The sequence below is a fragment of the Microbacterium trichothecenolyticum genome, assembly GCF_000956465.1.
Lineage (GTDB): Bacteria > Actinomycetota > Actinomycetes > Actinomycetales > Microbacteriaceae > Microbacterium > Microbacterium trichothecenolyticum.
This window is the reverse complement of sequence record NZ_JYJA01000025.1, coordinates 34,946-46,723: the sequence shown is the minus strand read 5'-3', so window position 1 is coordinate 46,723 and position 11,778 is coordinate 34,946. Positions and strand designations below refer to the sequence as shown.

Annotated in this window: 8 protein-coding genes and 1 pseudogene; 6 read left to right on the top strand and 3 right to left on the bottom strand. The window is 72.7% G+C overall.

Translation table 11 applies throughout. The annotated features are described in order from the left end of the window. The first annotated feature begins 35 nt into the window (after positions 1-35). Positions 36-1,484 carry an aldehyde dehydrogenase (NADP(+)) gene (locus RS82_RS03650; RefSeq protein ID WP_045296985.1) on the top strand — a complete coding sequence of 483 codons (1,449 nt, stop codon included), beginning with the start codon at positions 36-38 and terminating at the stop codon, positions 1,482-1,484. 153 nt (positions 1,485-1,637) lie between these two features. Here the strand turns inward: RS82_RS03650 and RS82_RS03645 are convergent, their stop codons facing one another. Continuing rightward, positions 1,638-2,765, bottom strand: a complete 1,128-nt coding sequence (locus tag RS82_RS03645) for a glycerate kinase (protein ID WP_045296983.1) — start codon at positions 2,763-2,765, stop codon at positions 1,638-1,640. Positions 2,766-2,853: 88 nt separating this feature from the next. Between RS82_RS03645 and RS82_RS03640 the strand changes: the two genes are divergently transcribed. Then, on the top strand, positions 2,854-3,546 hold the full coding sequence (locus tag RS82_RS03640) for a ThuA domain-containing protein (RefSeq protein WP_045296982.1): 693 nt from the start codon (positions 2,854-2,856) through the stop codon (positions 3,544-3,546). 202 nt (positions 3,547-3,748) lie between these two features. Further along, positions 3,749-4,735: a UDP-glucose 4-epimerase GalE gene (gene galE / locus RS82_RS03635; RefSeq protein WP_045296980.1), complete on the top strand. Its 987-nt coding sequence runs from the start codon at positions 3,749-3,751 to the stop codon at positions 4,733-4,735. Between the two features lie 134 nt (positions 4,736-4,869). Here the strand turns inward: galE and RS82_RS03630 are convergent, their stop codons facing one another. Further along, positions 4,870-5,847 (bottom strand): LacI family DNA-binding transcriptional regulator, encoded by a 978-nt coding sequence (locus tag RS82_RS03630; protein WP_157005351.1) that lies wholly within the window; start codon positions 5,845-5,847, stop codon positions 4,870-4,872. A gap of 119 nt (positions 5,848-5,966) precedes the next feature. Here RS82_RS03630 and galT point away from each other — a divergent pair, with 119 nt between their 5' ends. From galT to RS82_RS20975, 3 genes and pseudogenes are all read left to right on the top strand, one after another. Further along, a complete protein-coding gene (galT, locus tag RS82_RS03625; protein ID WP_045297041.1) occupies positions 5,967-7,163 on the top strand; it encodes a galactose-1-phosphate uridylyltransferase in 1,197 nt (398 codons plus the stop codon). Then, positions 7,160-8,356: a galactokinase gene (gene galK, locus RS82_RS03620; protein WP_045296976.1), complete on the top strand. Its 1,197-nt coding sequence runs from the start codon at positions 7,160-7,162 to the stop codon at positions 8,354-8,356. Before galT ends, galK begins: the two co-directional genes overlap by 4 nt. A gap of 206 nt (positions 8,357-8,562) precedes the next feature. Beyond that, positions 8,563-9,396 (top strand): annotated as a pseudogene (locus RS82_RS20975) (alpha/beta fold hydrolase); the annotation flags it as partial. A gap of 27 nt (positions 9,397-9,423) precedes the next feature. Here RS82_RS20975 and RS82_RS03615 read toward each other — a convergent pair. Then, positions 9,424-11,706 carry a glycoside hydrolase family 3 C-terminal domain-containing protein gene (locus RS82_RS03615; RefSeq protein ID WP_045296974.1) on the bottom strand — a complete coding sequence of 761 codons (2,283 nt, stop codon included), beginning with the start codon at positions 11,704-11,706 and terminating at the stop codon, positions 9,424-9,426. Positions 11,707-11,778 lie beyond the last annotated feature (72 nt).

Sequence of the window (11,778 nt, the reverse complement as noted above, 5' to 3'; positions counted from 1 at the left end):
ACCCGCACGTCCACCCGGTACGAAAGGACTCCGACATGACCACCAGCCCTGCAGAACTCGACGCCCTCGCGCAGGCCGCTGCCGCCGCCGCTCCCGTCTGGCGGGCGACGGATGCTGCGACCCGGGCGTCGTGGCTGCGCGCCGCCGCCGACGCCCTCGACGCGAACATCGACGAGCTCGTCGAGATCGCCGACCAGGAGACCCGCCTGGGCGAGACGCGCCTGCGCGGCGAGGTCGGACGCACCACCGGGCAGCTGCGCCTGTTCGCGACCGTCGTCGAGGAGGGCTCGTACCTGGAGCTGACGATCGACGACGCCGACCCGTCGTCGACCCCGCCCCGCCCCGAGCTGCGCCGCATGCTCACCGGCGTCGGCCCCGTCGCGGTCTTCTCGGCGTCGAACTTCCCGTTCGCGTTCTCGGTCGCCGGCGGCGACACCGCGTCGGCCCTCGCGGCCGGCAACCCCGTCATCGTGAAGGCGCACTCGGGCCACCCCCGCCTGTCGGAGCGCACGGCCGCCATCGTCGCCGGGGCGCTCGTCGAGGCCGGCGCCCCCGTGGGCTCCCTCGCGCTCGTCGAAGGCCGTGAAGCGGGCAACGCGCTGGTGCAGCATCCGTCCATCCAGGCCGCGGGCTTCACGGGCTCGCTCGGCGGTGGGCGAGCCCTGTTCGATCTGGCGTCGGGGCGTCCCGACCCGATCCCGTTCTACGGCGAGCTCGGCTCGGTGAACCCGGTGGTCATCACGCCGGCCGCCGTCGCGGCACGCGGCGAGGCGCTCGCGCAGGGCCTCGCCGGATCCTTCACACTCGGCGTCGGTCAGTTCTGCACCAAGCCCGGAGTCGTGTTCGTGCCTGAGGGCGCCGGCTTCGAAGACTTCGTCGCCGGCTTCGCGACCGGTGCCGCGGGCGGCCCCCTGCTCACCGAACGCATCACGGCGGCCTTCCCCTCGGGCATCGAGCACCTCGAGGCCGACCCGTCGGTGTCGGTGGTCGCCGAAGGGCTTCCGGCGGAGCCGGGGTCGGCGCGGCCGGTCGTGCTGTCGACGGATGCCGCGGCCGTCGCCGCGCGCCCCGAGACGCTGCTCGAGGAATGCTTCGGCCCCGTGACACTGCTGGTGCGCTACTCCTCGGACGAGGAGCTGCACGCCGCGCTCGAGGCGGTCCCCGGGTCGCTCACCGCGACGCTGCACTCCGAGTCGGGCGACGACGTCACGGCGGTGCTCGAGGTGCTCACCCGCAAGGCCGGGCGCGTGCTCTTCGCGGGCTGGCCGACCGGCGTCGCGGTCACCTGGTCGCAGCACCACGGCGGCCCGTGGCCCGCGACGACGTCGCTGCACACCTCGGTCGGTGCCACCGCGATCCGCCGGTTCCTCCGGCCTGTCGTGTTCCAGGACGCCCCCGCGACGCTCCTTCCCGAGGTGCTGCGCGACGAGTCGCTGGCTCTCCTGCCGCATCGGCGCAACGGCGTGCTCCACACCGGCCGCTGACGCGGTTGCGGGTCACGGGTCGTGCGCCAGGTTCGGGGCGTTTCGACTCGCTCGCTCGACGACCGGGACCTTGCCCACCCGGTCGTTGAGCGGAGGGCGCTCTGGCGCCCGAGGTCCAAAGCCTGAGCCCTGCGAGAGCGTCGTGCCCTCGCTTCAGCGGAGATCGAGGTCGCGGGCGAGCTGCGCGCCGGCCTCCTCGAGCCACCACGCGGTCTCGGCCATCGCCGCATCACCCGAGCCGGCCAGCTCGGTGAGCGAGGCCGTCGCGGCGAACGCCGAGGTGTCGGCTTCGGCCGCGATGCGGCCCCCCACCAGGGCGACCGGCACGCCCGCCGCCGCGGCGACCGCGCCCACGTGGGCGGGCACCTTGCCCGCCGCGGACTGACCGTCGTACGATCCTTCGCCCGTGACGACGACGGATGCTTCGGCCACCGCTGCGTCGAGTCCCACCAGCTCCGCGACCGCGGCCGAACCGGGCACGAGGCTCGCGCCCCACACGAGCAGGCCGAACCCGGTGCCGCCCGCGGCGCCGGCGCCGGGAGTCTCGGGGTCGGCGTCGACCAGCCGGGCGAGTCGCGCGAGCCCGGCGTCGAGCACGGCGATGTCGCCGGGGAGAGCGCCCTTCTGCGGGCCGAACACCGCCGCAGCCCCGCGGGGTCCGAGCAGCGGGTTGGTCACATCGCTGAGCACCGTCACACCGCCCGGCGGCAGCGGCGCCAGCCCCGAGAGGTCCGCCGCCGCCACGGAGCCGAGCCCGCGTGCGCCGGCGGTGACGGGCCGGGCCGCAGCATCCGTGAATCGCGCTCCGAGCGCCGTGAGCATCCCGGTGCCGCCATCCGTCGACGAGCTCGAGCCGATGCCGAGCACGAGTCGCGAGACGCCGTGCGCGAGGGCGTCGGCGATCGCCTCGCCGAAGCCGCGCGTGTGCGAATCGAAGGCGCGCAGGCGCGGCGGAGTGCCGAGCAGCTCGATGCCGCTCGTGTTCGCGAGTTCGACCACCGCGGTGCCCTGCGGTGCGTCCGGGGTCGGCGGCAGCAGGACCCACGACGCCGCGACCGGCTCATCCTCGGGGCCTGTCACGGTCACCGGCATGCGCTGCGCGCCCAGGACCGCAGCCGCGAAGGCGTCGACGGTGCCCTCGCCGCCGTCGGCCATCGGCATCAGCCGGAGGTCGCTGTCGGGGCTCTCGCGGCGCCACCCCGCGGCGAGGGCGTCGGCGGCGGCCGCCGCGCCGATCGTGCCCTTGAACGAATCGGGGGCGATCACGACGGTGTGGGCCATGGCGTCATTCTCCTCGGGCATGCGCGGTCTTGTCGTTTTCCGACCCGAGGCCGCGCGGGAAAGCGTTATCCTGCAGATCATGGTAACCATGGACCGACCGGAAGCCGAGCCCAGCCCCCGCCGTGCGGTGATCGCCACCGGAACCGGCCGCTACGCCGACCCGTGGCATCCGTTCCCCGCCACCTCCGCCCGCATCGCCGATGCGCTGCGCGCGGACGGCTGGGAGGTCACGGTCGACGACGATGTCGACCACGCGCTCTCGAACCTCGACGGGCTCGATCTGCTCGTCGTCAATGCCGGCGACCCGTGGCGCGAGGGTGCGGCCGAGCTCGGACATCGCGCCGACCCCGCCGCCGATGCCGGCCTGCGTGCCGCGATCGCCCGCGGTATCGGGCTGGTCGCCGTGCACGCCGCGCTCTCGAGCCTGCGCGACCACCCCGCCTGGCGCGAGGCCATCGGCGGCGAATGGCAGCCCGGAGTCTCGTGGCATCCCCCGATCGGCGACGCCCGGGTGCGGGTCGTCGACGGCGATCACCCGGTGACCGGACCGATGCCGCACCTCGACGTCTTCGACGAGCGCTACAGCGACCTCGTGGTCGACGACGGCGCGCGCGTGCTCGCGGTGCACGACGTCGACGGCGCCGAGCACCCCGCGGTGTGGGTGCAGGAGGAGCCGACGCGCGCCGTCGTGTGCTCGCTCGGACACGACGAGCGCGCGTACGACTCCCCCGCGCACGTGGCCCTGCTGCAACGCGCTGCGCGCTGGGCGGCGCAGGTCTGAGGGCTTCGGCGGGGTGCACGCAATCGGAGCTCTCGTGCGACACGCCGGGAGACGGATGCCGCCACCCGGCGTGTCGGCCGAAACCTCCGACGCCGTGCACGCCGACCGCCCGGCCGACAGCGGATTCGAGGCATCCGTGCGACCGGGCAGAATGGAGGCGACGCCGCTCGGCGTCTCCGCCTCCACCTGAATCCGGAGTGACATGTCCTGGCTCGTGACCGGAGGCGCCGGCTACATCGGCGCCCACATCGTCCGTGCGCTCGCAGATGCGGGCCTGAACTCCGTCGTGATCGACGACCTCTCGAGCGGGCACGCGTCGTTCGTGCCCGATGGCGTGCCGTTCGTGCAGGGCTCCATCCTCGACGGAGAGCTCGTCGAGCGCACGCTCCGCGAGCACGAGGTCGTGGGCGTCATCCACCTCGCCGGCTTCAAGTACGCCGGGGTCTCGGTGCAGCGTCCGCTGCATACCTACGCGCAGAACGTCGAGGGCACCCGCGTGCTGCTGGCGGCGATGCAGGCGGCGGAGGTCGCCAACCTCGTGTTCTCATCGTCGGCCGCCGTGTACGGCACCCCCGACGTCCCGCTCGTCACCGAGGACCTGCCCAAGCGTCCCGCCTCGCCGTACGGCGAGTCCAAGCTCATCGGCGAGTGGATCATCCGCGACCAGGCGATCGCGACGGCGGCCTCCGCGCACGCGCTCCGCTACACCGCGCTGCGGTACTTCAACGTCGTCGGCTCGGGCGACCCGTCGGTCTACGACAGCAGCCCGCACAACCTCTTCCCGCTCGTGTTCGAGGCGCTGCTCGCCGGCAACACGCCCCGCATCAACGGCGACGACTACGACACCCCCGACGGCACGAACGTGCGCGACTACGTGCACGTCGCCGACATCGCGGCGGCCCACGTCGCGGCCGCGCAGCGCCTCCTCGCGAACCGGCCGATCGAGCCCGCGTACAACCTCGGCTCGCAGAACGGCCTGAGCGTCCGCGAGATCATGAACGCGATGGCCCGCGTCACCGGGATCGACTTCACCCCCGACATCGCACCCCGCCGCCCCGGTGACCCCGACCGCATCGTCGCCACCGGCGAGCTCGCGGCCCGCGACCTGGACTGGAAGAACCGCTACACCGTCGACGAGATGGTGCGCACCGGCTGGGAGGCCCGCCGGGCCGCAACCCCCGGTCGCTGAGCGGAGGGCGCTCTCGCGCACGACGACGAAACGCCTCGGACCCGCGGACTGCGCCGGGTTCGAGGCGTTTCGTCTCGGTTCGCTCGCTCGACGACCGGAGGTCGGCGCGGGCGCAGCGCTCTCGCTTCGCTCGCTCAACGACCCGAGGTCGGCGCGGGCGCGGTGCTCTCTCGCACGACGAGCCGCGTCGGCACGGTCACGAACGCCGCCGGCGCGCCGGCCTCGATCCCGTCGACGAGGGCTGCCACCGCGCGCGAGCCGAGGGCGTCGAAGTCCTGCCGCACGGTGGTGAGAGGCGGACGGTAGTCGGCGGCATCCGCCACGTCGTCGAAGCCGACCACGCTCACGTCGCCCGGCACGGCGCGCCCCGACTCGGTGACGGCACGCAGCACACCCAGTGCCATCTGGTCGTTGGCGGCGAAGACGGCGGTCGCGGAGTCGAGAAGAACGGATGCCGCGGCGAAGCCCGATGCGGACGTCCAGTCGCCCCGCACGACGGGCGGCACAGCGGCGCCGGTCGCCGCGAGCGCCTCTCGCCAACCGCGTTCACGCTCCGCCGCGGCGAACGAGCCTTCGGGTCCGGCCACGTGGTGGACGGTCGGGTGCCCGAGCGCGAGCAGGTGCTCGACGGCCGACCTCGCACCGCCGGCGTGGTCGGTCTCGACCACGCCGAACCGGTCGTCGCGCGGCGAGTCGACCACCACGAGCCGGAGCCCCGTGGCGCCGACATCGGCTCCACGGACGCGAGCCGTGGCCTCGTTCAGCACGATCGCCCCGTCCACGCCCTGCTCGGCGAGCCGTTCGAAGGCCGCAGCGACGCCGTCGGCGCCGAGCGTCACCACCGTGAGCGCGTAGCCGCGGGTGGCTGCGGCATCCGCCACCGCCTGCAGCATGCGGGAGTTGCCCACCGAGGCGAGCGTCGAGACCACGAGCCCGATGGTCTGCGTGCGGCCGGTGCGGAGGGCCCGCGCGGCGCGATGCGGACGGTAGCCGAGCGCGGTCATCGCCGCTTCGACCCGTGCGCGGGTCTCGGGGTCGACGCGGGGGCTCGCGTTCACCACGCGCGACACGGTCTGACCCGAGACGCCCGCGCGCTCCGCGACATCTGCCATCGACACGCGCCTCGCCGTCATACCCACCCCGATCCGCGGGGATGCCGGCGTCCCGAGGCCGGGATCCGGCATCCGTGTTGACGATAACATAGCCGAGTTGCTACCGTGTTGACGTGAACATGCCTCAGGACGACACCGTCGTGTCCGCCCAGGACCTTCCGGCCGAGACCCTCGGCGCGGGCGTGGTGAAGCGCACGACCCGCCTTGCCGACGGTCGCGAGCTGATCTACTTCGACGACCCCGACACGGCCCTCGGCCCCGACCGCGCGGTCGACGCGCGCGACCTCGCGCCGCGACCCGAGACCGCGACGATGCGCCGCGACGTGCTGACCGGCGATTGGGTGTCGGTGGCCGCAGCACGCCAGAACCGGGCGTTCCTGCCCCCGGCCCACCTCGACCCGCTCGCCCCGCAGACGCCGACCAACCCGTCCGAGATCCCGTCGCTGTACGACGTGGCCGTGTTCGAGAACAAGTCGCCGTCGTTCGGACCCGCGCTCGCGATCGCCACGGGCGACGCGCCCTCCGGGATCGATGCACCGCGCGACCTCGACGACCTCACCGCTCCCGGTCTCGGCCGCACCCGCACGAGCGTGGGCCGCTGCGAGGTCGTGTGCTTCAGCCCCGAGCACTCCGGCTCGTTCGGATCGCTCTCGGCGACGCGCGCCCGAACCGTGATCGAGGCGTGGGCAGACCGCACGGCCGCGCTGTCGGCGCTGCCGGGGATCGAGCAGGTCTTCCCGTTCGAGAACCGCGGCGAGGCGATCGGCGTCACGCTCCCCCACCCCCACGGACAGATCTACGCCTACCCGTACATCACCCCGCGCACGACGAGCCTGCTCGCGTCGATCGATCGCGAGGGACCCGACCTGTTCTCGCGCATCCTCGAGTTCGAGCGGGCCGGCGAGCGCGTGATCCTCGAGGGCGAGCACTGGACGGCGTTCGTGCCCTTCGCGGCGCGCTGGCCGATCGAGATCCACCTGGTCCCGCACCGCCACGTCGCGGACTTCGCCGAGGCGACCGATGCCGAGCGCGACGAGCTCGCTCCGCTCTACCTGCGCCTGCTCCGCGGCGTCGACGCGCTGTACGACTCCCCCACGCCCTACATCGCCGCCTGGCACCAGGCGCCGGTGCACCGCGGCCGAGATACGGCGCGCCTGCACCTGCAGCTGACGTCGCCGCGCCGCGCGGTCGACAAGCTCAAGTTCCTCGCCGGATCCGAGGCCGCCATGGGCGCCTGGATCGGCGACGTCCCGCCCGAGACGGCAGCGGCGAAGCTGCGCGACGCCGTCGCATCCATCCCCGAGGAGACCCTGTGACCGCCACCGACATCCGCACCGCCGCCATCGCGCGTGCCCTTTTCGCTGCCCGCTTCGGTGCCGACCCGGTGGGCACGTGGTCCGCACCCGGACGGGTGAACCTCATCGGCGAGCACACCGACTACAACGACGGCTTCGTGCTGCCGTTCGCGATCCAACACCGCACCCACGTCGCCCTCGCGCCGCGCGCCGACGGCGTCTTCCGCGTGCGCGTCGCCTCGACGTTCGATGATGCGACCGTCGAGGTCGCCCTCGGCGAGCTCGACGCGCTCTTCCCCGAGCAGCGCGACGACGTCCCGGAGTGGGCGCGCTACCCGCTGGGCGTCGCATGGGCGCTGCTCGCGGCATCCGGAACCGACCCCTCGACCGTGCCCGGCGTCGACCTCGCCTTCGCGTCGGACGTGCCGGTGGGCGCCGGACTCTCGTCGTCCGCCGCGATCGAGGGTGCGACCGCCGTCGCCCTCGCCGACACGTGGGGCATCGACCTCGACCGCGTCGCGCTCGCGAAGGTCGGCCGTCGCGCCGAGAACGAGGCCGTCGGCGCGCCCACGGGCATCATGGACCAGATGGCGTCGCTGCTCGGCCGCGCCGACGCAGCGATCTTCCTGGACTGCCGCTCCCTCGACGCGCAGGTGATCGACCTCGGCTTCGCGGACGCGGCCCTGGAGCTCGTCGTCATCGACACCGGAGTGAAGCACTCCCACGCGACGGGCGGCTACGGCGAGCGCCGCGCCGCATGCGAGCGCGGTGCGGCGGCCCTCGGCGTACCTGCGCTGCGCGACGTGAGCGTCGGCGACCTCCCGCGCCTCGCGGAGCTCGTCGACGACGTCACCTTCCGACGCGTCCGCCATGTCGTCACCGAGAACCAGCGCGTGCTCGACACCGTGCGCATCCTGCGCGAGCAGGGCCCGACCGTGATCGGCGATCTCCTCGTCGCGTCGCACGCCTCGATGCGCGACGACTTCGAGATCTCGGTCCCCGAGCTCGACACGGCGGTCGAGGCCGCCCTCGCCGCGGGCGCCGTCGGGGCTCGCATGACCGGCGGCGGCTTCGGCGGCGCCGCGATCGCACTCGTCGCCCACGACAAGGTGCAGGCGGTGACGGATGCCGCCACCGCCGCGTTCGCGGCCGCCGGCTTCGCCGCTCCCACGATCTTCACCGTGACGCCGTCTGCGGGGGCCGCGCACGACTGACGGTCTGGCGCCCGGGCTTGCTCGAAGGCCCGACGCGCTTCGTCTCGCTCGTTCCTCGCTCGCTCAACGACCGAGGGCTCCGCTCCCGCTGAACGCCGTGTGAACGCTCGTGACGTGCCAGGGCAAGACACTGGCGAGGACGGATGCCGCGGCCTAGCGTCGAACGCAGGGTCGCGGCATCCGTTCGCGGTCCGGAAGGAGCGATCGTGGCGTACATCACCGTCGGGACCGAGAACTCGGTGGACATCGACCTCTACTACACCGACCAGGGCCCGTCCGATGCCCAGCCCGTCGTGCTGATCCACGGCTTCCCGCTGAACGGCGAGTCGTGGGGCAGGCAGCAGACGGCGCTGCTGGACGCCGGGTACCGCGTGATCGCGTACGACCGCCGCGGGTTCGGGCAGTCGAGCAAGGTCGGCTCGGGGTTCGACTACGACACGTTCGCCGGTGACCTGCACGCGCTGATCGAGGACCTCGACCTGCACGACGCCGTGCTCGTGGGCTTCTCGATGGGAACGGGCGAGATCGCTCGCTACCTGTCGCGCTACGGCAGCGGCCGCGTCGCCAAGGCGGCGTTCCTCGGCTCGCTCGAGCCGTTCCTGCTGATCACCGACGACAACCCCGACGGGGAGGGCCCGCAGGAGTTCTTCGACGGCATCGCGCAGTCGGTGCGCGAGGACCGCTACGCCTTCATCGCCGGGTTCTACAAGGACTTCTACAACCTGGACGACACGCTCGGTTCGCGCATCTCGCAGGAGGCGCTCGACGCGAGCATCCAGGTCGCGACCTACGCCGGCAACACCGCGATCGCCGCCGCGCCGCTGACCTGGCCCACGGACTTCCGCGCCGACATCCCCTCCGTCGACGTGCCCGCGCTCATCCTGCACGGCACCGCAGACAACATCCTGCCGATCGACAAGACGGCCCGGCGCTTCAAGGACCTCCTCCCCGACGCGACCTACATCGAGATCGAGGGCGCCCCGCACGGCCTCCTCTGGACTCACGGCGCCGAGGTCAACGAAGCGCTGCTCGCCTTCCTCAACAGCCGAGGCATCCGTTCTTGCGGATCAGTCCTGCTGCGGGGCGTTCGCCATCGCGAGGAGGCCGTCGACCATCTCGGGGCCGGCGGCGGCGCCGTCACCGGCGAGCGCGCCCATCATGCCGATGCGGCCGATCGGGAACGACTCCATCATCTTCGACATGTCGACGCCCTCGGGCATGATCGACGCCGCGCCGTCGCCGAGCCCCCCCATCATCTGGGCGATCGCGGCCTGGACCACCGGACCCGCGACGGGGTGGCTCAGCACCTCGCCCATCGACGACGTGCGCGACAGCGGCAGCGTGAGCTCATCGCCCGCAACCGCCACCAGGACGGACGAACGGATGTCCCGGCTCGACGCCGCGACATCGACGGTGTAGTCGCCGCCCTCGACGACCCAGCGGTCGGCACGGATGTCCCAGTAGGCGAGGTCCTTGCGACGCACGGTCAGCGTCACGACCTGGGTCTCGCCTGGTTCGAGGGCGACCGATGCGAACGCCTTCAGCTCACGCGGCGCGCGCTGCACCGACGATCCCGTCAGCGACGTGTAGATCTGGACGACCTCGCGGCCCGCCCGGTCGCCGGTGTTGGTGACGGCCACGGTCACCTCGATGTCGCCGTCCGCGTCGACCTGAGCCGCGGCATCCGCGTACGAGAACGTCGTGTACGACAGGCCGTGGCCGAACGGGAACGCGACCTCGAGCCGGCGCGCGTCGTACCAGCGGTAGCCGACGAACAGGCCCTCGCCGTAACGGGTGTGGGAGAACTCGCCGGGGAAGTCGAGGAAGGCGGGGGTGTCCTCCAGGCGCACCGGGATCGTCTCGGTGAGCTTGGCCGACGGGTTCACATCGCCGAAGAGCACGTCGGCGGTCGCCCCGCCGCCGGCCTGGCCGAGCAGCCAGCCCTCGAGGATCGCCGGCACCCTATCGGCGAACGGCAGCGCGACGACGCCGCCGTTCGACAGGACCACGACGGTGTGCGGGTTCGCCGCGAGCACCGCGTCGACGAGCTGAAGCTGAGCCGCGGGCAGGTCGATGTCGTCGCGGTCGTAGCCCTCCGACTCGAGGCGGGCGGGCAGGCCGAGGAACAGCACGGCGACGTCGGCGACGGATGCCGCGGCCACGGCCTCGTCGCGGAGGGCCGACGTCTCGTCGGCCGAGACCACGAGCGCGTTGCTGAAGCCCTGCGCGTATGCGACCTCTCCGGCGGCGAGCGCGCGGATCTCGTCGAGCGCGGTGTCGAGGCGCGTCGGGTTGATCATCGACGAGCCGGCGCCCTGGTACCGCGGCTTCCCGGCGAACTCGCCGATGACCGCGAGCTTCGCGTCCTTCTTCAGCGGCAGGACGCCGCCGTCGTTCTTCAGCAGCACGATCGAGCGGCCTGCGGCCTCGCGGGCGAGGGCGTGGTGCGCGTCGACGTCGAGCGGACCCACGGCGGCGCCGGCACCCTCGGTCGCCTTGCGCACGAGGTCGAGCACACGGCCGGCCGCGACGTCCACCACCGACTCGTCGAGCGAGCCGTCGTGCACCGCGGCGACGATCTGCGCGTCGGTCACGCCGTTCGACGACGGCATCTCGAGGTCCATTCCCGCGGCGAGGCCCGGCACACGCTCGTTGACGGCGCCCCAGTCCGAGACCACGAGGCCTTCGAAGCCCCACTCGTCGCGCAGCACCTGGGTCAAGAGCCACGGGTCCTCCGACGCGTACACGCCGTTGATCCTGTTGTACGAGCACATCACGGTCCACGGCTGGGCGTCCTCGACGACGCGCTGGAACCCGCGCAGGTAGATCTCGCGGAGCGGGCGCGGGTCGACGTCGGACGACGACCGCATGCGGTCGTTCTCCTGGTTGTTGGCGGCGAAGTGCTTGAGCGAGGTGCCCACGCCCTTCGACTGGATGCCCTGGACGATCGCGGCGCCGAGGACGCCCGAGACGATCGGGTCCTCCGAGAGGTACTCGAAGTTGCGGCCGCACAGGGGCGAGCGCTTGATGTTGATGCCGGGTCCGAGCAGCACCGCGACGTCCTCGATCGAGGTCTCGGTGCCGAGCGCCTCGCCGACGCGGTGGACGAGGTCGACGTCCCACGACGAGCCGAGGCCGACGGCCGGCGGGAAGCAGGTGGCGGGCACGCTGTCGCCGATCCCGAGGTGATCGCCGCCCTCGCGCTGCTTGCGCAGACCGTGCGGGCCGTCGGTCACCATGATCGCGGGCACGCCCAGGCGCTCGACCGGCTTCGTGTACCAGAAGCTCGCGCCGCTGGTGAGCGACGCCTTCTCTTCGAGGGTGAGTTCCGTGACATCGGGGATGCTCATGGAGGTCCTTACATGCTGAGGGATGGCGAGCGCTCGGCGGTGAGCTCGCTCGCGAAAACCTTACGTTATTTG

Coding starts and splice junctions, on each gene's coding strand:
- RS82_RS03650 (WP_045296985.1), top strand. CDS start 36: ATGACCACCAGCCCTGCAGAACTCGACGCCCTCGCGCAGGCCGCTGCC.
- RS82_RS03645 (WP_045296983.1), bottom strand. CDS start 2,765: ATGGCCCACACCGTCGTGATCGCCCCCGATTCGTTCAAGGGCACGATC.
- RS82_RS03640 (WP_045296982.1), top strand. CDS start 2,854: ATGGACCGACCGGAAGCCGAGCCCAGCCCCCGCCGTGCGGTGATCGCC.
- galE (WP_045296980.1), top strand. CDS start 3,749: ATGTCCTGGCTCGTGACCGGAGGCGCCGGCTACATCGGCGCCCACATC.
- RS82_RS03630 (WP_157005351.1), bottom strand. CDS start 5,847: ATGGCAGATGTCGCGGAGCGCGCGGGCGTCTCGGGTCAGACCGTGTCG.
- galT (WP_045297041.1), top strand. CDS start 5,967: ATGCCTCAGGACGACACCGTCGTGTCCGCCCAGGACCTTCCGGCCGAG.
- RS82_RS03615 (WP_045296974.1), bottom strand. CDS start 11,706: ATGAGCATCCCCGATGTCACGGAACTCACCCTCGAAGAGAAGGCGTCG.